At 30.9% G+C, this 23,460-nt stretch carries 14 protein-coding genes and 1 pseudogene; 1 reads left to right on the top strand and 14 read right to left on the bottom strand.

Going from position 1 to position 23,460, the window contains the following annotated elements; genetic code table 11:
- Positions 1–6: 6 nt before the first annotated feature.
- The 10 genes from NSQ15_RS05155 to NSQ15_RS05110 all read right to left on the bottom strand — a co-directional run bounded on the left by NSQ15_RS05155 (position 7) and on the right by NSQ15_RS05110 (position 9,998).
- Entirely contained in the window at positions 7–843 is an 837-nt protein-coding gene (locus NSQ15_RS05155) for a YtnP family quorum-quenching lactonase (protein WP_046466826.1), read from the bottom strand.
- A gap of 402 nt (positions 844–1,245) precedes the next feature.
- Positions 1,246–2,022 (bottom strand): class I SAM-dependent methyltransferase, encoded by a 777-nt coding sequence (locus NSQ15_RS05150; RefSeq protein WP_070454000.1) that lies wholly within the window; start codon positions 2,020–2,022, stop codon positions 1,246–1,248.
- A 3-nt stretch (positions 2,023–2,025) separates the two neighbouring features.
- The gene (scdA, locus tag NSQ15_RS05145) at positions 2,026–2,691 is read right to left on the bottom strand and encodes an iron-sulfur cluster repair di-iron protein ScdA (RefSeq protein ID WP_017638268.1); all 666 of its coding nucleotides are present in this window, start codon (positions 2,689–2,691) and stop codon (positions 2,026–2,028) included.
- Between the two features lie 247 nt (positions 2,692–2,938).
- The gene (trmB, locus tag NSQ15_RS05140) at positions 2,939–3,604 is read right to left on the bottom strand and encodes a tRNA (guanosine(46)-N7)-methyltransferase TrmB (protein WP_217193958.1); all 666 of its coding nucleotides are present in this window, start codon (positions 3,602–3,604) and stop codon (positions 2,939–2,941) included.
- A 12-nt stretch (positions 3,605–3,616) separates the two neighbouring features.
- On the bottom strand, positions 3,617–4,408 hold the full coding sequence (locus NSQ15_RS05135) for a phosphotransferase family protein (protein WP_017638270.1): 792 nt from the start codon (positions 4,406–4,408) through the stop codon (positions 3,617–3,619).
- Between the two features lie 359 nt (positions 4,409–4,767).
- Positions 4,768–5,616 (bottom strand): D-amino-acid transaminase, encoded by an 849-nt coding sequence (gene dat / locus NSQ15_RS05130; RefSeq protein ID WP_017638271.1) that lies wholly within the window; start codon positions 5,614–5,616, stop codon positions 4,768–4,770.
- Positions 5,617–5,619: 3 nt separating this feature from the next.
- On the bottom strand, positions 5,620–7,029 hold the full coding sequence (pepV, locus tag NSQ15_RS05125) for a dipeptidase PepV (protein ID WP_117238949.1): 1,410 nt from the start codon (positions 7,027–7,029) through the stop codon (positions 5,620–5,622).
- 172 nt (positions 7,030–7,201) lie between these two features.
- Positions 7,202–7,627 (bottom strand): YtxH domain-containing protein, encoded by a 426-nt coding sequence (locus tag NSQ15_RS05120; protein ID WP_017638273.1) that lies wholly within the window; start codon positions 7,625–7,627, stop codon positions 7,202–7,204.
- Between the two features lie 20 nt (positions 7,628–7,647).
- Positions 7,648–8,340, bottom strand: coding sequence for a pseudouridine synthase (locus tag NSQ15_RS05115; protein WP_340746980.1), 693 nt, complete (start codon positions 8,338–8,340; stop codon positions 7,648–7,650).
- Complete coding sequence (locus NSQ15_RS05110; RefSeq protein WP_070454004.1) at positions 8,337–9,998, bottom strand: putative polysaccharide biosynthesis protein; 1,662 nt, start codon at positions 9,996–9,998, stop codon at positions 8,337–8,339. Before NSQ15_RS05110 ends, NSQ15_RS05115 begins: the two co-directional genes overlap by 4 nt.
- A gap of 320 nt (positions 9,999–10,318) precedes the next feature.
- On the opposite strand from NSQ15_RS05110, the gene NSQ15_RS05105 reads away from it, so the two are divergent.
- Positions 10,319–11,581 carry a BaiN/RdsA family NAD(P)/FAD-dependent oxidoreductase gene (locus NSQ15_RS05105; protein WP_070454005.1) on the top strand — a complete coding sequence of 421 codons (1,263 nt, stop codon included), beginning with the start codon at positions 10,319–10,321 and terminating at the stop codon, positions 11,579–11,581.
- Positions 11,582–11,671: 90 nt separating this feature from the next.
- On the opposite strand, the gene NSQ15_RS05100 is transcribed toward NSQ15_RS05105, so the two are convergent.
- From NSQ15_RS05100 to NSQ15_RS05090, 4 genes and pseudogenes are all read right to left on the bottom strand, one after another.
- On the bottom strand, positions 11,672–13,822 hold the full coding sequence (locus NSQ15_RS05100; protein WP_340746979.1) for a DUF1542 domain-containing protein: 2,151 nt from the start codon (positions 13,820–13,822) through the stop codon (positions 11,672–11,674).
- Between the two features lie 5 nt (positions 13,823–13,827).
- Positions 13,828–16,605, bottom strand: a complete 2,778-nt coding sequence (locus NSQ15_RS05095; RefSeq protein ID WP_445684187.1) for a DUF1542 domain-containing protein — start codon at positions 16,603–16,605, stop codon at positions 13,828–13,830.
- 491 nt (positions 16,606–17,096) lie between these two features.
- A pseudogene (locus NSQ15_RS12495) lies at positions 17,097–17,184 on the bottom strand (YSIRK-type signal peptide-containing protein); the annotation flags it as partial.
- Between the two features lie 246 nt (positions 17,185–17,430).
- The gene (locus tag NSQ15_RS05090; RefSeq protein ID WP_340746977.1) at positions 17,431–23,205 is read right to left on the bottom strand and encodes a SasC/FmtB family protein; all 5,775 of its coding nucleotides are present in this window, start codon (positions 23,203–23,205) and stop codon (positions 17,431–17,433) included.
- Positions 23,206–23,460 lie beyond the last annotated feature (255 nt).

The following is a 23,460-nucleotide window of genomic DNA, read 5'->3' as shown; positions in this document are numbered from 1 at the left end:
TTCAACTTAATACTGACGATATGAACGTTTGATAGATGATGTAATTGAATGATCCTTGTGATTATATTTAACTGCGAAATAGTTTTCGTCATGATAATAGAGGAACCAGTAATCATTTAAAACATAATAAGGTATGAGTCTTTCTTTTTCACGAATTGAAGTCATTGGGTAATCATCGTACGCGGTAACCCATAATGGATTTTGGTGTGCTACTGTTGGGAAGATGTCAGCCATATGCACAGCTTTTTCTCCTTCACTTTCAATAGTAACTATAGAGTGACCAAAGCTATGACCACCAGTGTGTATCATTTTAATTCCTGATACCGGTTCAATCTCTTTATCAAATAAAATAATATTGTCCTGATAATCACCTTGATTCTTTTCCCAATACGTCGCTTTACTACGTATATTAGGCGCTAAGAATTCATGCCATTCATCTTGTTGAATATAATGAGTAGCATTTTTGAATCGTGCATTTCCATTTGAATCAGTTAGTCCAGCAGCATGATCATAGTGTAAATGTGTCATTAACACAATATCAATATCATCAAGCGTTAAACCAAAATATTGTAATTCTTCTTTTATAAAGCCTTCTTGAGTTACGCCATAATTTCTTTTTTGTTTGTCAGTTAATTTACCATTACCTACACCTGCATCGATTAAAATATTATATTGAGGATGTTGAATAAGAATTGGATGTGTTGGTGTATGAACTTGATTCTTATCATTCACACTATACTTTCTAGTCCATAATGGTTTAGGTACAACGCCAAATATGGCACCTCCATCAATATGAGTATTACCCCCATTAATATCGTTAATAGTTAATTCTCCTAATTTCATAAAAAGACACCTTCCCACTCATTTACTAAATTTACTCTTATTAACAAATTTAATACAATAACGTATATATAGCAATTAATGTTAAAGTTCTTATTGCGCATTTTAAAGCAATTAAATATATGGAGGACAATAATGCAATATAAACATAATAAGATTATTCTGTTGTTTACGACAATTTTTATTATTATTGAACTCATTCTTATTTATTCAACGTCAATTGTTTCATCAAATTTAGGTTATAACATCATCATCTTGTCCAATTTAATACCATTCATAAGTATGATGTTCTTAAAAAGTAAAAAATAAGACAAGACCCTTTTGATGGGTTTTGTCTTATTTTAAATGATTTCTTTAACCTTACATCTTTATCTATGTTAAGGTTATCAATCGTTTTAATTTTAACTATTTTTTAATAGCATGAACAATATAATTCATATTTGATTTATGTTTGCGCATTGTTTTAAACATAGTTATAAACATATGACGGTTTTCTTTTTTAAATGCATTTTTTAAAATTTTTAAAGTTCCTAGTAAACCCTCATCTCTTAACATGCCAACTGGTGACATCAATGATAATGGTCCTATTTTTGATTCAACTTGTGAAAATCCTGCATCTTTAAATAAACTATACCAAATTTCTGGCGTTAAAGGCGTCACTTTCATATTGATTGCTTTACTCAATTCATTAACTATAACGTCCTCATTATCTCGATTTATAATAGCAATATCGTGTGTAAGTACAATTCCATTAGGTTTAAGTACACGATAATATTCTTTTAATACTTTTTCTTTAACCTTATAAGGTAACATTGTTAGCATTGCTTCGTTTAAAATAATATCGAAACTTTCATCTTCAAAAGGTAAATCCATCGCATTTGCTTGTGTTAGATGAATATAGTCATTTAAATCGTTTTTATCTACATTTTGTTGGCCAACTTGTAATGCTGCTTTATTTAAGTCAACTGCTTCAATTTGGCATTGGTATTTTTGAGCTAATTCAATAGACGTTGTACACATATTACATGCAACTTCTAAAACACGTTTATCATTTGAAAAACAACCTTTATCAATTAACCAATTGGTAGCTAAAATTCCACCTGGACGTAAACGTTTTTTCCCGAGTTGAGCTAAAAATGTGTGACCTGCTACTTTTTTACCATATATTAAACACCCTTTCATTAATTAAAATTTATTAAATAAGACATGGTTTTCAAGATGAACATGTTCATGTGTTTCACGCTCTAAATTTTCAAGACGATTATATACGAGTCTCCAAGTTTGGCACGCTTCACTAGGTGCTTGATATTGATTAGTTAGTTCTCTCATATCCTCTAATAATTGTCCAGTTTGTGTATGGTCATTAACTAGGCTTTCTATAATTTTCGAAGCATCATCAACGTGTTCCCCTCGTGAAATTTTGATTAATGCTGGAAAGTCGTGATTATCTTCTTCATCCATATGCTCAAGCATTCCATCTCTATATTGACGATATAAATTTTGCAATTCAATTAAAAATGGATGGTTAGGTCCATGTACCTTAGCTACTTTTGTAACGTATGGAGATAGATTTTTAAATTCCTCACGCATCGTTTCATGATAACGAGACTGTATATATTGAATTAATGATGGCACATCAAGATATTTAACATTGATATTACCTTGTGATTCATTAGGTAACTGGTTAATTTCATCTAAGATAGTTTGTACATCAACTTTTTTATTTTCAACGGCTTGCTCAATTGAAATATTGCCTCCACAACAAAAATCAATACCATATTTTCTGAAAATATCGGAACTTAATGGCATGTCAGTTACGACGTCAGCAACAATTGTATCTTTATTAATCATTTTTATTCCTCCCTTGATCACTTTTAATTATACTAAATAATAATCATTATCAATTACTTTTGTGAAATTATTCACTTATTTGTCGAAAAGATATTACAAAATTTTGAAAGTCAATTTTTTTAAAAAGTTAAAATAATATTAATGAAATTTATCCTAATAACTAAAATAATGTCGCTAGTATTAATTTGAATAATTAAACTTGGACAAAATAAAACCTGAGACATCAATAAATGTCTCAGGCTTATAATCATATATTATCAGTATTTGGCTGAATATTATTATGAAATTTTGCTTCCATTCGATATATTCTAGAACCCTTATCCGAAAACTTCTGTTCGTATTCGGTAAGGATATTATCCTCATCGTCTTCTTCGTGAAGGTTTAAATTCATCTTTGTAAAGTACATTCCGAATTGAGACATACTTTCTAAACTAAAGGCAAAAAGACCTCTATTATCAGTTTTAAAGTGAATTTCACCATCAGCAATTAAAATTTGTTTATAAAGCGCTAGATATGTATGATAAGTCAATCTACGTTTAGCATGACGTCTTTTTGGCCAAGGATCAGAAAAGTTTAGATATATTCTAGAAACTTCCCCATCTTTAAAATATTCATTAAGTTCTATCGCATCATTACAAATCATTTTGAGATTTGTTAAGTTTTGCTCTTTTACTTTATCAAGCACTTTATACATAACACTCTTTTCACGTTCCATTGAAATAAAGTTAATCTCTGGATGTTGTGCGGCAAGTGTAGTGATAAATTGTCCCATACCGGAGCCAATTTCTATATAAATAGGTTGCTTCTTATCAAACCATTCTTCTATATGTCCAGCATGTGAACCATCCATATCTACTAAATCTGGATGGTCCTTTAAATAATCTTCCGCCCATGGTTTGTAGCGAACTCTCATAATCAAATCTCCTTAAATAAATAAGTTACTATTCATAACTTCATTTAAAAATTCAAGCCATGTATTCATATCTTTAAAACGTTTCTGTTCTTCATACCATTGAACCATACCAATTGATTGAATCACAGTGTACCATTTCATACGTTTATTCAAGTTCAAACTTTCTTGTACGCCGTAAGTTTCGAACCATTTAGACCATTTCTTCTCGGGAACGTAATTGTAAAGCAGCATTCCGATATCAATAGCTGGATCTGCAATCATTGCACCTTCCCAGTCTACTAAAAATAGTTCGTCTCTATCAGATAACAACCAATTATTATGATTAACATCACCATGTACGACAGTAAAGAAACGAGAATCTAAATTTGGTATATGCTCTTCTAAATATGTTAATGCTTTTCTAACAACATGATGTGTTAACACTTCTCTAGATAAAGAGGCATTAATTTTATTAAGCATAATCTCTGGCGTAATAGGTTCCATTTCCATTCTTTTTAACATTGTAAGTAATGGTTTAGAATTGTGGATTTTTTTTAATATTTTGGCTACTCTAGGTTGATGCATTTCGTTCGCACTTAATTCGCGACCGTTTTTCCAATGCTGCGCCGTAACTACTTCGCCGGTTTCTATTCTTTTTGTCCAAACAAGTTTAGGTACAATACCCTCTGCAGATAAAGCTGCAATAAAAGGATTCGTATTTCGTTTTAAAAACAACTTTTGTCCATCTTGTTCAGCCATATAGGCCTCTCCAGAAGCGCCTCCAGCTGAATCTAATGTCCACCCTAACTGATAAAACTGCTCCAACACGTTCACCTCACTTTCAATTAGAAAATGGCTCCAGAAATATGTTTTCAAGAGCCATATATTCTAATTTATATAAACCGTATAGTCGCTCTACACGCTTGTTAAAATTTATTTTACAGTTTTTGTGAGTTGGCTATTTCGTATATTTTTGTCCCTAAAAATACGCTTGAAAATTGCGTCCTCATTTAATATCACTCATAGAAGATTTTATAATTTTTACCATCATATTTCAACTAAAAATGAGAAACTAAAAGACACATTTTACTAGTCCGCTCATTAAATATTTATAAAACTACTTTGAATTAGATTATAACATATTTAGAGTGAGATAGTTGTGGAAATTTTGATAAATATTCAACTTATATACTATGTGTTTCTATATACTGATTGAATCCTTCTTGTAATTGTCGCGTAACAGTGCCTACTTTACCATCTCCGACATCTTCCCCATCAATTTTAACTACTGGCATAACTTCAGCAGACGTACTTGAAATAATAACTTCATCTGCATTTTTTAAGAAATCAACAGTAAACGTTTCTTCAATAAATGGAATATTTTTATCTTCAGAAATCCATTTAATGACTCTTCTCGTAATTCCGTTTAAAATAAAATTATTTATAGGATGTGTATATATTTTTCCATCTTTAATGGCGTATACGTTACTTGAAGCACCTTCTGTTACAGTTTCTCCACGATGTTGAATCGCTTCACTAGCATTGTATTTAACAGCAAATTCTTTAGCTAAAACATTACCTAATAGGTTTAAACTTTTAATATCACAACGTAACCAACGAATATCTTCTGTTGTCATAGTATAAATACCATTTTCTAAATCTTCATATGGTCTATCATAACTTTTCGTAAATGCCATGATAACCGGTTTTACTGGTGGTGTTGGGAATGAATGTTCACGAGGTGCAACACCACGTGTAGCTTGAATATAAATACCGCCATTTTTAACATCATTTACTTCTAAGAGTTTACGAACTAATTCAATTAATTCATCAACTGTATAAGTAAGATCTAATCCAATTTCGTTAGCACTTCTTAAAAATCTCTCGAAATGTTCTTTTACAGTAAATAGCTTACCTTCGTAAGCACGAATATATTCGTAAATTCCGTCACCAAAAACATATCCTCTATCTTCGTATGATACTTTAGCTTCATCTTGATTTAAAAATTCACCATTAATAAAAACTTTTGTCATAAATTATCCCTCCACACATAATGAGTATAACGCTTCGAGGTAAATACTCGTTGCATTAAATAGTTGTTTTTTCGTGATGTATTCATTTTTCTGATGCATTAAGTCTTCTGAATCATTAAACATTGCCCCAAAAGCGACACCTTTGTCTAGGTTTCTGGCGTATGTGCCTCCACCTATTGTGTATGGCTCTGTCATATCTCCAGTTTGGTTTCTATATGCTGTTACTAATTTTTGAACAAAAGGATCATTTTTATCTACATAGTGTGGTTTTTGAACTTTACCCATTTCTACTCTAAATCCTAATGGTTTAATTTCATTAGTAAAACGTTCTATAGCTTCTTCAAATTCAAAACCTTGCGGATATCTTAAATTTATTCCAAATCGGCCAGCATTTTCATTATCATAATTGATAACACCTATATTAGTAGTAACTTCGCCCATAATATCAGTATGGAATTTCATACCCATTTTTTCACCAAAATGAGATACATGTAAATATTGATTACTGAAGTTTACAAAGTCTTTAGCACTTTTATTTAAGTTTAGTGTAGCTAAAAATTCTAATAGATATAAGCCAGCATTTACACCTAATGAAGGATCCATACCATGAACAGCTTTACCTTCAACAGTTAAAATAAGAATTCCACTGTCAACTGTACTTTCACCTTGTAATTGATTTGATTCTATAAAATATTCAAAGTTTTGAATAACATCAGTCATGTTTTCTTTAACTAAAACTTTAGCTTCAGCATGATCTGGTACCATGTTATAACGTTGTCCAGAATTAAATGAAATTAATTCATAATCTGGTTCATCTACATCTTCAGCCATTTCATTTTGAACTAAATCAAATGTAGTGATACCTTTCTCACCATGAATAGCAGGAAATTCAGCATCTGGTGCAAATCCTAGTGCAGGCATTTCCTCTGTTTGGAAATAACGGTCTGTACATTTCCAATCTGATTCTTCATCAGTTCCAATAATAATATGAATTCGTTTCTTCCAGTCGACCTTCATATCATTTAAAATCTTAACTGCATAATAAGCTGCTATTGTAGGTCCTTTATCATCTAGTGTACCCCTTGCTATGATTGACTGGTCTGTAACAACTGGATCAAATGGGTTTGAATCCCAACCGTCACCAGCAGGTACTACGTCGACGTGGCAAAGAATACCTAAGAGATCGTCACCGTTACCCGCTTCTATACGTCCGGCAATATGCTCTACGTCATGAGTAGAAAATCCATCTCTTTCAGCCAATTTATACATATAGTCTAATGCTTCTCTAGGTCCAGGTCCTACAGGCGCATCATCACTAGCTTTACTGTCATCTCTTACACTTTCAATCGACAACAAACCTTTTAAATCTTCAATTATTTGGTTTTCGTATTCTTGAACTTTTTCTTTCCACATTCGAATTCGACTTCCTTTTTTATAAGTTATTTACTATTTTACATGAAGTTACAAGGAAACTACAGTAAGACGTCAGAAATATTACGAAATTTTCTAAATTTTTATAACTAAATAAAACCCTATGTACTATCTCTTATTGGAAATAGTACATAGGGTTTCAAGTTAACCAATATTATTTGTTATCATCTAACGCATTTTTATTATTTTTTAAGTCATCTTCTGAAACGACACGTAAATTATTATTTACTGTTGCGCCACCTTCATCATCAAACTTACCTTCGTCTAGGTCGTCTTCTTTTTTATCATCTAAGTTTGTGAATTTAGTTTTTTCTTCTTCTAAGAAAGCTTTAGGGTCATTTTTTAATCTTTCTGCATAACCTTTAGGATCGTTTTTCACGTCTTGAATTGTTTCATTAGCTTTCGTACTTAATTGATTAGCTAAATCTTTAGCATTTGCTTTGTATGATTCTGGATCTTCTTTATATTGATTATACTGTTCTTTTAATTTATCTCTACTTTCTTTACGAGATAATAATACTGCTGCTGCAGCGCCGCCTAAACCTAGAACTACTCTAAATAAATTTGTACCTTTTGCCATAAATTACACCTTCTCTTTCTTTAGTTTAACAATAATTTAAAATCATTTTCTGTTAATAAACGATATTCTCCTAATTCGAGTGTTTCATCTAACTCTAAATTAGCTATTTTAATACGTTTTAATTTTAATACCTCATTTTCTATCTCATGAAACATTCTTTTTACTTGGTGGTATTTACCTTCATATATCGTAACACGTGAGAGCTTGTTTTCAATTATTTCTAATTGAGCTGGCTTCACCTTTCCATCAGAAAGTTCTATACCTTTTTCGAATAATTTAATATCATTTTCCGATATGGAATTTTGAGACACAACTTCATAAGTTTTAGGGACGTGTTTATGAGGACTCATCAAATCATGATTAAATTGCCCATCATTAGTAATCAGCAATAAACCTTCTGTATCTTTATCTAATCTACCGACAGGGAAAATCCCCAAGTGTTGATACTCAGGGATTAAATCAATGACGATTTTATCTTTGTCATCTTCAGTGGCAGAAATGACACCACTTGGTTTATTTAACATAATATAAATTTTATCAATATATTTAATAACTTCCTCATTGACTTTAACTATATCTACTTCAGGATTAATATGAGTTTTTGGTGATTTAGTCACGCTATCATTAACTTTCACATGACCTTTTTTCAAGTTTTGTTTAACTTCGTTACGTGTGCCAATCCCCATATTAGCTAAAAATTTATCAATTCTCATCGTAAGAACCCAACTTTACGTCTAATTTTTTCAGGTATTTCCCCTAAAAATTCATCAGCAAATTTTGTTTTTATTGTAATTCCACCATAAATTGCAGCACCTACGATAACACCAGCAATAATAATAATTAGATATCCTACTTTACTTGGTGCTAAGAATAGCTTACCAATAAAGAAGACAAGTTCTACACCTATCATCATAATGAATGAATACAAGAATATTTTTCCAAAATGAATCCAACTATAGCTGAACTTAAATTTGGCATATTTCTTTAAGATAAAGAAGTTGCAACCAATTGCGAATAATAATGCAATTGACGTACTAAGTACTGCACCTGGTGTACGTAATAACATAATTAGAGGATAGTTTAATATCAACTTAATAGCCACTGCACCCAAGATCACATATACAGTTAACTTCTGTTTATCAATACCTTGTAACATTGAAGCCGTCACACTTAATAATGAAATTAAAATTGCTACTGGAGCATATATGAATAACAATCTACTACCATCAAAGTTAGGGTCATGACCTTGAACAACTGGATCGTAGCCATAGAAAACTGTAAATAATGGTTGAGCTAATGCCATAATTCCTATACTAGCAGGAACAGTAATAAACATAAGCACTCCAATAGATGTTCTTATCTGTCTATGCATTTCATGCAATCGACCTTCTTCGTATGTCTTAGTAATATAAGGTATTAAACTTACTGCAAAACCAGCACTTAAAGACGTAGGAATCATTACTATTTTATTTGTTGACATATTCAACATATTAAAGAAAATATCTTGTAACTGAGAAGATACGCCTACAATTGATAAAGCTCCATTATGTGTAAATTGATCGACTAAATTAAATAACGGGAAGTTTAAACTTACAATTACAAATGGAATACTATATTTTATAATTTCTTTATACATATTTCCGTAAGATACATTTATATCTGTGTTATCTGATAAAACCATTTCATCAATATGTTTCTTACGTTTTCTCCAGTAATACCATAATGTGAAAATACCTGTAATCGCACCAATAGCTGCTGCAAACGTAGCTATACCATTAGCCATTAATACAGTACCATTAAAGACATTTAATACTAAGTAACTTCCGACTAAAATGAAAATCACACGTGCAATCTGTTCTGTAACTTCAGATACTGCTGTTGGTCCCATAGATTTATAACCTTGGAATATACCTCTCCAAGTTGCTAGTACTGGTATAAATATAACAACCATACTTATAATTCTAATAATCCATGTAATATCAGCAACTGACCAACCATTTTTATCTGATGCATTACGTGATAGTGTTAATTCTGAAATATATGGTGCTAGGAAGTATAATAGTAAAAATCCTAGAATACCAGTTATACTCATCACTATAAAACTTGATTTATAAAACTTCTGACTTACTTTGTATGCACCTAAAGCATTGTATTTAGCAACATATTTTGAAGCTGCTAACGGTACGCCAGCTGTTGCTACAGCTATTGCAATATTATATGGCGCATAGGCATAAGTAAACGGTGCCATATTTTCTTGTCCACCAATTAAATGGTTAAACGGAATAATAAATAGAACACCTAGAACTTTCGTAATTAATATACTAAATGTAATTAAGAAGGTCCCACGAACCATTTCTTTACTTTCGCTCATTAACTATCTTCCTATCTTTAAAAGTTTATTAAAGTTATTTAACTTCATATCTTATTCATTATCATTAGCTTACATTAATATAAAATATATCACAAAAACTATTTGTGTTAATTGATTTTATCATATTTTTATTAGTAAACACGCTTTTGATAAAATAAAAAGCAATCTCAAATCTTAGCTAGTCGATTTTTATGTATGATACTTCAAGTTTCCTATTATAATTCTCATTTTATTCATTGTCATCTAATTATACAACTTCTATAGCATATATTTTTCTATTCAGATACAATAGTGATGAATATTTATTGGAGGCAGTTAAAATGTATCAAACAATCATCATCGGTGGTGGCCCCAGCGGACTAATGGCTGCTGTTGCCGCTAGCTCTAGTAGTAACCAAGTTCTCTTGTTAGAAAAAAAGAAAGGACTTGGTAGAAAATTAAAAATTTCAGGTGGTGGTCGTTGCAATGTAACCAATCGCTTACCTTATGAAGAAATTATTAAAAACATTCCTGGAAATGGAAAATTTTTATATAGTCCCTTCTCTGTTTTTGATAATGAATCTATTATTCATTTTTTTGAGAGTCGTGGCGTAAAACTCAAAGAAGAAGATCATGGGCGCATGTTCCCTGTATCAAATAAAGCGCAAGACGTCGTTGATACTTTAGTTGATACGATTAATAAACAAAATGTTACAGTTAAGGAAGAAACCACTGTTCTTAATGTATCACAAGATAATGAGGGTATTTTTTCAGTTGAAACTGCACAACAAACTTATAAATCTAAAAGTTTAATTATAGCAACTGGTGGTACGAGTGTACCCCAAACAGGTTCGACTGGTGACGGATATACTTTTGCAAAATCGCTAGGCCATTCTATTACAGAATTGTTCCCTACCGAAGTACCTATCACTTCTCCTGAACGTTTTATTAAAGATAAAACATTGAAAGGACTAAGTCTCAAAGATGTAGAATTATCCGTATTAAAAAAGAATGGCAAAAAAAGAATTAGTCATCAAATGGATATGATTTTTACACATTTTGGTGTCAGTGGACCAGCTGCATTAAGATGTAGTCAATTTGTTTATAAAGAACAAAAAAATCAAAAGAAACAAGATATAAAAATGGCACTTGATGTCTTTCCAACTATGAACGAAGATGAACTTTCACAACATATTAGAAAATTATTAAAAGATGAACCTGATAAATATATTAAAAACAGTCTACATGGGTTAATTGAAGAAAGATATTTGTTATTTATTTTAGAACAAGCTGAAATTGATAATGAAACAACATCACATCATCTTTCAAATCAACAATTAAATACAATAGTTAAGTTATTAAAAGGATTTTCATTTAATGTTAATGGAACTTTACCAATTGATAAGGCGTTCGTAACTGGTGGCGGTGTTTCTTTAAAAGAGATAGAACCTAAGACTATGATGTCGAAATTGTCTAAAGGCCTTTTCTTATGTGGTGAAGTGTTAGATATCCACGGTTATACTGGTGGATATAATATTACAAGTGCATTAGTTACTGGTCACGTAGCAGGTTTAAATGCTGGAAAATATGATAATTTATTATAAATATTTGTATATAAAAACAGAGTTTAGGATTAATACCTAAACTCTGTTTTATTTATGATTTTATTGGATCAAACTTACAGTTTAACTATTTTATTCTGATTTATCTTTCTTTTGACTTAGTCGTCTGCTAACTATAGCAGCACCAGCCGCAAAGGCAATTCCTGCCACTGGTATGTGACTATCGTTTTGTCCAGTTTCTGGTAATTGTTTAGCTTCTGATGTTGAGTTATTGTCGTTCTCTTCACTTTGTTCAACTGTTGATGAAGTAACTTGTTCATCGATGTTTTCTCCATTTTTTATAGGAGTATTATCTTCATCAGTTTTGCTTCCAGTGACTGTTGTTTGTTGAGTTGGAACATCATTATCATTATCTTTGTCTTTTTGAGGTGTTTTTACCGGTTCTTGGTTTGGATCTTTTTGAGGTGATTTTTGAGTTACTTTTGGAACAATCGCTTCAATTTGTTTGATTGTTTCTTCTTTAACTTTTAACACATCTTCATTTGATTGGGCTTGATCTACTTGTTCACCAATTTTAGAAGTAAGCTGGCCTAATTGACTCAATGCTTTATCTTTTTGTTCTTGATTTGCTTGTGAATTATTAATCTTTTCTTTTTGTTCTGCAATCTTATCATCTAATGCTTTGATTGTTTCTTCTTTAATTATAGCTTTAACATTCACTGATCCTAATTTTAATTGAGCATTTTCAACCACTTCGTTAATGTCATTACTATTATTGGCATTTTTTATTGATGCTAATGATTCATCTTCAATTGCTTTCACTCTATTAATTGCGTCTTCTTTTTCGTCAGTAGTAGCTTTTGTTGAACTTTGAATTAATGCAACTTGGTTATTAACAAATTTCGTTACTTCTGATATAGCTCTAGGTTTAACAACTGTATCCACTTTGATAGCTTTAATTTGATCTATAAAGTTTGATTTTGCATTCGCTACTTCTTCATTAGTATTTTGTACATTTAATACAGCTAAACCTTTTTCTAAAATATTATTCAAATTTTCTTTAGCAGCTAATTTTTCACTTTCTACTGCATCTTCATTTGAATCAATTGTTTCTTTAACTTTATCCGCTTCTTCTCTTAATGCTTTTGCTGCATTAGAAATTTGTTCAACATTAATGACAACTTGATTTAAATCATTCATAGCATTCGCTTTGATTTGAGCTACATCAATGTCAGATGCTGCATTTTCAATTTCATTGTTAGCGTTATTAACAATAGTATCTACTTTTTGTGCAGCTTCTTCAGATTCATCAAGTGTAGCGCCTAATGTTTGTCCAAATGTTTCTTTTAATTGATCAGCAAGTTGATTAATAGATTCAATCGCATTTGGTTTAGTTACAACTTCTGGAGTGACCTGATCAATTTCTGCTTTACCTTTTGACACTGCATCATCAACTTGTTGATTTGTATCAGCGTTATTAATGTTAATAAATGCAATATTTGCTTGTTCTCTAGCACTATTTATAGCATTATCTTTTTCTTGAGAAGTTGCTTTGTTATTTTCATTAATAGAATTTTCTTTAGCTGATAAAGCATCACGAATTTCTGTAATGGCATCTGACTTTTTAGTAAATGTGAATTCAAAACTATTAATATCACTTAAAGCTTGGTCTTTGGCAGTTGTTAATTGTTGTACATTTGTAGCTTGGTTAATCGCTGTGTCATCTTGAGCTTTTATGTTATTTAAATTATTCAATGTAGCTGTAATTTCTTCTTGTGTACCATTCACAGCATCTTGTATTTCATTAACTTTATCATTGTAAACATCATTAACTTCTTTTAATGCATCTCGTCTTAATCCACCTATTGGTTGAACATTTTGTAATGCATTAATTCCATTAGCTTTAGCTTCATCAACTTGTTGATTAGTTTGTGCTTGGTTCACTTGTTCTTTAGCTTTAGATAAAATAGCTTGTACTGTTTGTTTAGCATCATCAATATCTTCTTGACTATTATTTTGAGATTTATCTAACTCAGCTTGTTTTAAATCTGCCGCATCTGTTAATTCTTCATTAGCATTTTCTTTCTTAACAATTGATGGTGTAAATTGATTGATTTCTGTTATTGCATTTGTTTTAGCTTGATCTACATCATTGTTAGTGTTTGCTTGATTAATATTATTGATAACTTTAGAAGCTAATTGATCTAATTTATCACCAGCTAATTGCTTTTCTTCAGCAGTAGCATTGGCATTTTGATAAATTGTATCTTTTTGTTGATTCAAGATGTTTAAAGCTTCTTTTTTAGCATTATCTTTGACTGTAGTTTCTGGTTGAATGGCTTGAATGGTTTCATCGTTAGTTGTAATGCATTATCAACTTTTGTATTTGCTGCTTGTTTTTCTTCTTCAGTAGATAAAGGACTATTAGCAATTTCTTGCTTTTTAGCATTAGCTTGATTTTGTAAATCTTGTTTTACAGCAGTTTTAACACCTGTATCTGCAGTTATTTGATTGATATTGTCGATACCTTCATTCTTTTTAGTTTCAACATCTATAGCACTATCTACATCAGTAACAGATTGTTTCGCATTATTAAGAGCTCGATCGATTAATTGATTTGCCGCATCTTTTTCTTCAGTAGTTGCATCTTGATTTTGACCTACTAATGCTTTTTGATTTGTAGCAGCTTGATCTAATGCAGCTTTAGCATCACCTTTAGTCTGTGTTGCTGGAAGTGTGTTACTAATAGCTGTAATACCATTTTGTTCAGCTGTAGCCACTTGTGCATTTGTAGTAGCCGCATTAACTTCATTATTGGCGTTTGTAACTACTTGATTTAACTCTTGTAAAGCAATCGCTTTTTCCTCTGAAGTAGCATTTGGTTCGTTGTTTATAATATATGTTTGTTGTTCCTGTTTAGTTTGAATATTTGATAAAGCTGTCGTTTTAGCATTACTTTGTGGTACTACTAAATCTATATCTTGAATGGCTTGATTTTTAACTTGCGCTACCTGTGCATCAGTAGTAGCTTGGTTAATTTGTTCATTTGCTTTTGTAACAATTGCATCAACATTATTTGAAGCTTCTTGTTTTTCTTCATCAGTTGCATGAACATCATTAGGGAAAGTTTGTTTACGTTGATCAGCTACTTGGCTGATTGCGTCTCTCGCATCTTGTTTTACATTCACAAATGCTCTAACTTGGTTGATGTTAGTAATCGCATCATTTTTAGCATTATCAACGGATTGTTTACTCAAAGCTTGGTAAACATTATTAGTACCTTGACCTACTGCTCTATCTACTGAATCAACAGTATCATCACGTTCTTCTCTAGTCATATCAGGATTTTGAGTTAGTTCTACTTTGCGTTGTTCACCTAAATTTTCTATTTCAGCCATAGCATTATTTTTGTATTCTTGTGATGGTAAAATTGAAGCTATTTTAGCTATTTCTTCATTTTTAACATTTTCTACATCCGCATTTGACTGTGCTGCATCTATAGCTTGGTCAGCTTGAGTTTTAGCTGTTTGTAAGGCTTGAAGTGCTTCATTAATTTCTTCAGTAGTTGTACCTCGAGTTGCTTGTATAACCGTTTCTTGTTCAGTAACTTTTTGAGCAATTTCTGCTTTTGCAGCAGGTTTGACTTGAGCATCTTGTTGTATTTGGTTAATCTCTGTTTGGTTAGTTGCAACAGCATTATCTACATCATTATTAGTAGCTGCTTGGTCAATATCATTATTGGCTTTTGCAACTGCTTGATCTATCTTAGCGTTAGCTGCATCATGTTCTTCAGTAGTTGAATTAGTATCTTGATTGATAAGTTGCTTTTGATTATCTGCATCTTGAGCAATAGTTGTTTTTGCTTGTTGCTTTTTAACAGTTGCAGGTTCAATATTATTGAGTTCATTTAAACCATTTGTTACAGCAGTTGACACTTCATCATTAGTTGTAGCTTGATTGATATTATTATCAATTTCAGCTTTTTTCGGATCTAATTGATTAATTGCGTCAGCTTTTTCTTCTGTTGTTGATTGATTTGAATTATTAATCGCTTGTTTTTTATCACTTAGTGCTTGATTAATTTGGTCTCTTGCAGCTGGTTTCTTTGCAACAACAGTGCTAGCATTTTGTAAGGCTTGTACAGTATTATTTTTCACATTATTTACTTCGTCTGTTGTATTAGCAGCTGCAATGTCAGTATGTGCCTCATTGGCTAAACTATCTACTAAATTATTAGCTTCTGTTTTTTCTTCTGTCGTAGCATCTGCATAGTTATTATTATTATGTTCTTTTTGTTGTTGTGCTGCTTGATTAATTTCGTCATTCGCCGAATCTTTTACGGCCGTTTCTGGCGTAATTGCATTAATTTGATTTATACCTAATTCTTTAGCTTGATTAACTTCTTGATTTGAAGAAGAATGATTAATGTTATAAGTTGTAACCCCTGCTAATCCATTTACTTTTTCTTTTGCCTTCGCTTTTTCTTCTGTTGTAGCACCACTATTTCCATCAATAGTACTATTATGTTCAGTTGCAGCTTGATTAACTTCAGAAATAGCAGTTGGTTTCACAGTTGTAGTAGGTTCAACTTTTCCAATTGATGTAACATTTTGATTTTGAATATTATTTATTTCATCTTGTGTATTAGCACCATTGATGTTTTTTAAGGCCTGGTGTTCAACATTATGAACTTGGTTTACTGCTTCTGCTTTTTCTTCATTTGTAGCATTTTGGTTATTATTAATATTTAAGATTTGATCAGCTACCTTTTGAACAATCGCATTACGTGCAGCTTCTTTAGCATGTGTTTGTACAGTAATATTATCAATAGCAGTTAAACCATTATTTTTTGCTGTAGTAACATCGTTTTCAGATGCAGCTTGTTGAATATTATTATTAGCATTAAATTGTTGGTGCTCAACGTCTGTTAATGCAACTTGCTTTTCCTCTTGTGTGGCTTCTGCAGTAGTATTAATTGATTGGTTTTTCTCAGTAGCTTTTTGATTAATTTCATTAGTAGCGACTTGTTTAGCATTATTTAATGTTTGATTTTGAGCATTATCCACTTGGTTATTAGCTACTACATTATTATCGTTTGTACTATCTCCCACTTCACGTTTACTTCTTTTCTTAGGAGACTGATTTGTTTCTACTGTTGCGACAGGTTTGTTTAAACCTTCCGTTGGTACTTTACTATTTTGATTATCATTATTTAATTCAGTTGGTAATTTTGGTGTTTGTAAGTCATCTAACGAAACAGCAGGTTGTACAACTTCTACGGCTGGGGTATTAACTTCATCATTTGTAGTAGTATTATCTTGATTACTAACGCCTTCCCCACTATTCACAACAGGATTATTAATATTTTCAGTTGTTGCGTCTTGGTTATTATTCTCAGTAGTAGCTTGATTAACGTTAGGGTCAACTACTTGATTTGTGTCACTGAATTGGCTGTCTACATTATTAGTTTGCTCTTGATTAACGACAGCGTTATCGACTTGGTTATTAGCAACCCCATTCTCTACTTCTGATGCTTCAGCACTATTAGTATTTACGCCTAAAAATGCTACTGTAGCAATTAATGCTGAGAAAATACCAACATTAAATTTTCGAATACTAAACTTTTGTTGTTTAAATAAATTCATAATGATTGTCCTCCTAGGTGTAATTTCATGATGTAAAACATTAGAATTATATTTAGATTTCAAATAGGTTGCACAACTTTGTAATATGCACAACCTATTAAATTTAATAATTATTTTATCATCAACCTAATTATAAATCTAGTATAAAAATATACTTATTTAATAAGAATTAAATATTTATAGCATGAAGAATTAGGTATGTTTTATCTATCTTTATCAAAATTAATTGATGAAGTATCAAACTTTTTATTTTTTATAATCTCTTAGTTTTAAACTTCTTAAATATAACCAAATTCCAAAAGTAAATGTGAATCCAGCTAAAGGTAAATGATTTTGACTTAAGCCAGTATCTGGTAATTCACTATTTAATTTAGAACCAGATGATGAAATCTGTTTTTCTATATAATTCTTACAATTAGTCATTGATCTAACCGTATCTATTTTGATATTAGATTTAAGTGGCGATATTTTAATTCCTTTTAATTTTTCTATCGTTTCAATAACAATTTGGCTAACTTCATCATTTGTTTTTGCTTGTTTGATTCTTATATCTGCTTCTTCTAATATTGACGCGATTTTTCTCATAGCATTATTTACAGCATTGGAATCAACATTTCTTAAAAGTTTAATTTGATTTTTAACTTCATCAGCTACTTGATTGATATCTTTATTTGCTTGAGGTTTAACTTCTATATTAGGTTTAATTGATTCAATGATCTTAGCTGCATCTATATAAACTTGATCCACTTCACTGTTTGACAATGCATTATTAATAAGTTCTTTAGCCTTTTCTAATTCTTTTAGCACTTTAGTAATAGCCAATTCTTTCTCTTCTTTTGTCGCTTCATTTATTTGGTTAATTAATTGTTCTTGATTATTCGCAACTTGTGAAAGAAGTTCATTTGCTTCTGGTTTTTTAACCACTTTAACTTGAACATCATTAATAGCTTGAACCCCTTGTTCTTTTGTTTTATTTACTTGTTGTGTCGTTATATCTTGGTTAATTTGACTTAATGCTTGTTCTAAAATTTTCTCGATTTCTGAAATTGCTGCTTCAATTTCATTGGTAGTGGCGTTTAACGTCTCTTTTATATTTTTAATCTTATTTTGACTAGTTTCATTTAATAATTGTCTTGCATTAGTTTTAACTGCAGTAGATGGCAATATTTGTTGGATCTTATTGATAGCTTCATCTTTTGCTACTTCTACTTGATTATTATTTCTTAGATTGTTGATGTCATTGATTGCCTGATTTGCCAAACGATTAACTTCATCATTAGCTTCATCTTTTTCTTCTTGCGTTGCATCTTGAACTTTACTAATAACTTCATCTTGATTATTGATGGCTTGGTTAATTTGAGTTCTTGCTTCTTCTTTAACTACAATTTTAGGCAAAATAATAGAAATTGCAGATTCTCCATTATTTTGTGCCAGATTAACTTGACTATTCATTGTCGCAGTATTGATTTGGTTAATAATATTTTCAACAGTAGCTTTAAGTTTTTCTAAAGCATTATTTTTTTCTTCATTTGTAGCATCTTCACTATGATTAATTAATTCCGTTTGCTTTTCAGCAAATTCTTGTATTTTAATTCTTGCATCTTGTTTTACAGTTGGTTGAAAAACAGACTGCTCAATACTTACTAATCCATTATCTTTAGTATTTGCTACTTCTTGATTTGTAGTGTCTTTTGTAATTTGTTGATTCAAATCATTTAATAACGTATTCATTTTAGTCATAAATTGATTTTTTTCTTCTTGTGTAGCTTCTTGATTTTCAAGTACTGGTTTCTCTTTATCTTGAATGGCTTTAGATATAGTTTGTCTTGCATTAGTCTTAATAGCAGTAGATGGCGATATTTGTTGTATACTTTGTATGCCATTATTATATGCCGTTTCCACCTCTTGATTTGTATGAGCTTGATCTATATTTTTAATTGATTGTTCTTTGGCTTGATTCACCAATTCTTGTGCCTCATTTTTCTCTTCAACCGTGGATTCATCACTATTTTGAATGAGCTGAGTTTGTTTATTAGATTGATTTTCTATATTATTTCTTGCATTAGTTTTCACTGTTGTCTCAGGTAATGTATTATGAATCATTTCAATTGATTGCTGAATAGCATCTGTTACTTGTTGATTTGTTTGCGCATGATTAATAGCATTATTTGCTTGATTGAATATTTGATTTAATTTTTGTAATGCTGTATTAATTTCTTCAACAGTTGCATCAGGTGTTGCATTAATCACTTGTTGTTGTGCATTTTTTGCAGACTCTAACGAATGTCTCGCATCTGGTTTCACCACTACATCAACTTGAACAGCATCTATGTTTTGAATAGCTTGTTCTTTGGCTTGATCTACATCGTTGTTAGTTTGTGCTTGGTTTATAGCTTCTAGAGCCTGTTTCTTTTGCTCGTCTAGTAATTGAATTGCAGCTGCTTTCTCGTCAGTCGTTGCATCGGGTGTTTGATTAATTTGAGATAATTTATCATTATAATGTTGATTAATTTCATTACGAGCATCAGGTTTTTTAACGATTTGTTCTTGTATATTGTTAATCGCTGCCGTTCCATTTTGTTGTGCTTCATCTACTTGAGCGTTAGTGTCTGCTTGATCAATATGATTAAGTGCATCTGCTAGTTGTGTATCTACTTCATTAATTGCGGCTACTTTTTCTTCAGTAGTTGCATTAATATTTTGATTTATGTCTTGTTTTTTATCAGTAGCTAATTGGTTTAATATCGCTATTGCTTCTTGCTTTTTAGTAACATGTGGTTGAATATTTCCTAAATCATTAATTGCTGCATCTCTTAAAGCTTCAACCATAGGTGTAGTACTTGATGTATTAATATCATTTATTACTCTATTTAATAGTGTGTTTACTTGTGCAATAGCTTCATCTCTTTCTTCCTTAGTAGCACCTGGTGTGGCGTTAATATTATTAATTACTTCTGTTGCTTTTTCATTAACTGCCGTTCTAGCATCTGATTTTACCTTTGTGGCTGGTTGAATACTTTGAATATTTTGTATAGACGTATCTTTTGCATTTTCAACTTCTTGATTAGTATCCGCGTTTTCTATATTTTGAATACCTTGATTAAGTTCTGTATCAAGTATTTGTTGTGCTGCTTGTTGTTCTTCTATAGTTGCATCGTTATTATTTGCAATTATATTAAGTTGTTCTTGTGCTTTTAAATTCAATAAATTTTTAGCATTTGTTTTTACTTGTGTTTCTGGTTGAATGCTTTGAATTGTATTTATAGAATTATTTTTAGCTTGGTCAACTTCATCATTTGTATTTGCATTCGTAATATTTGTATTAGCTTCTGTTAAAGCTTGGTCAACTGCTTGAATTGCAGCTTGTCTTTCTTCTAACGTTGCATCTGTATTGGCATTAATTTCATCCTTCTTTTGTTGTGCTACATTAGCAACTGCATCACGAGCATTTTGTTTAACTATGGTAACTGGATTAATGATATTAATTGCATTTACACCATTATCTTTAGCTTGATCTACGTCGCTATTTGATACACTATTATCAATTTCACCTATAGCTTGATTAGTTGTTTGATTAAGTTCATTAAGTGCAGCCTCTTTTTCTTCTAAAGTAGCTTCATTATTTTGATTAATTTCTTGACGTTTCGCTATTGTTGCTTGGTTAATTTCAGCTTTTGCGTTGGCTTTATAAATATCAGCTGGTCTATCTGTATTAATCTTATTAATTGCATTATTTTTAGCTGCTTCTACCTGTGCGTTGTTTTGAGCATTATCAATATTAGCTAAAGCAGTAGCTACATCATTATCTAATTCTTCTAAGGCCGCTTCTTTTTCTTCAGTTGTAGCAACTATATCTTGATTAATCAATGCTCTTTGTTCAGTAGCTTTATCGTTTACAGCCTGTCTTGCATTAGGTTTTGCTATAGGTGTTCCTGTATCTCCATTTAATATATTTAAACCTGCATTTTTTTCATTTGTCACACCATCATCAGTTGTTTGATCATCAATATTATTGATAGCATTATCTCTATCTTGTTCAATTTTATTAATTGCCGCTTCTTTTTCTTCATCTGTTAGTTCATTATCCTGATTAACAGTATCTGTCATATCATCGGCTTTGTTATTAACTGCTCGAGCCGCTTCTACTCTATTAATTAAAGTATGTTGCAATTGATAAGTTAATTGATCAATGTCTGCTTGAGAGATTCTCTGATTGATTGGAACATTATTTCTAGATTCATCTAAGATGGTTTGAGCTCTTGCTTTTAACGTATTATATTCATCTACAGAAGCAATGGTATAATTCGAAGCTATGACTTTAGTATCTACAGCTCGTTGTAATTCATCTTTATTCATAACAATATCTATATTATAAGGTTCTAAATTGACATCACTCGGTGTTGGAGGCGTATCGAAATATTCTTCAGCAAAAGTTTTATATACTAAATTATCTTGGAAAGTAACTTGTCTTGGTGTTGGAACATTATTAACACGTAATTTATAGTTAATGTTCAAATTTTTATTAGGCATTAATGATGCGTTATTTGAATTTGTTTCATCTCCATTACTTTTTATAGTGATTGTACGAGTTGTTGGGTCATATGTAGTAATCATCGGATTTAACATATTTCCTGAACCATTACCAAATGGCAATTCTGTAGTAAGTGATTGGTCGACATATTCTATACCTTCTGGTAAATGAATAGTATAAACAAATTCGTTCGTATTCATTGAGGCTGCAAAATCACCATCGTTTTTCAATGAAGTTGAAACATTGAATTCTCTATTATTTACTGCCTTTGTTTCTATATTTCTATTTTCAACATATATATGCGAACCAGAAAATAGACCTACATTATCTATAAAATCATAATATTTATAGCCATCTTTGAGTTGATAAACACCTGCAATATCAGTGATAGCATCGTTATTAGGTATAAATTGAATTTTTAAATGTGTAACATTATCAGGTACTTTAAATAATCTCGATTGAGCTCTTGTTGATACTGTTTTTTCTCCAATTATATTATCGTCATCAGCATTTCTAATAACAATATTTACAGCACCTTGCCTATTTTTAGTTAACATTGTAGAAAAATCAAAGACTAATTCAGAATTTGGATTGACTGTTAAAGTCTTCTCAATTCCATTAAAATCTCCATGATCATTAGGATCAGCACCATTGGCTCTACCTAAAACAATGACATTGTTTTGAGCTTGGTAATTTTTTTCGTCACTTGAATTAAACATACCAGACCTAACCAAAGTATGACTTATAACACCAACTTTACCTCCGTTTATAAGATTAAATCCGGGTAATTGTTCAACAATAGTAACTGTAGGGTTGTTTCTACTTTTACTTGGAGTGACCACAATATCATCAAAAGTTAATACCTCGTTGATTGCGTTAGGACCAGTATTATTTATTTTTGGATCAATCACAGTGGTTGAATTAACTGTACCACCTGCATTATTATCAACAACTGCACGTCGACTTCTTTTCTTAGGTCTATCTGCTTTAGGCCTTGATTCTGTTACTAATTTAGGTTGATTTTGTTGAGTTTCTCCATTCACTAAATTTTCAGGTAATACAATATCATTATTTATGCTATCGAGTTGAAGTTTTGTTGAATTGTTTGTGCTAGGGTCAAAATTATTATTTGTTGATGATTCAGTCGACTGTTCTTTACTTAAATCAGGATTTGTTTCAGAGATAGATTCATTTCCTAGTAAGTCATTTGCATTACGTTGATTATCATTAACTTGATTGTCTATCGTACCATCTGATGTATTAGCGACATTATTATTTGTCACATTATTTTGATTAGCAGTTGTTAATTCATTAGTATTTGTTTCACCTGTAAGTGCAGTATTAGGCGTATCACTATTGGTATTTAATTTATTCTCTTCTGCTAATGCTTGATGAGTTTGACTTAAAAAAAGTGTAGTACCAATAATTGTTGAAAAAATACCTATGTTAAACTTTCTAATACTGAATTTCTGTTTCCTAAATAAATTCATTAATTGTTCCTCCTAGTTGTATCGTCTTTGTTGTTTATAATTAATGAGCGTTTATGATGCATATGTATTAAATGAATCAATTTGCTATTTTAACCAATATAATGAATTGATATTCACTTTGATTTTATCATCAATTTTATTAAAATTCTAGTATACATAAATTAAATATTATAGTACACGTTTTAATTTATTTTTAACATATTTGTCATGTAAATATTTCAACGTTATCAAATAAGATTTCATAAAAAAAGAGTT

Source organism: Staphylococcus sp. FSL W8-0774, from assembly GCF_038006785.1.
Lineage (GTDB): Bacteria > Bacillota > Bacilli > Staphylococcales > Staphylococcaceae > Staphylococcus > Staphylococcus pasteuri.
Note: the sequence above shows the minus strand (reverse complement) of the source record. Positions and strands in the feature narration are given on the sequence as shown.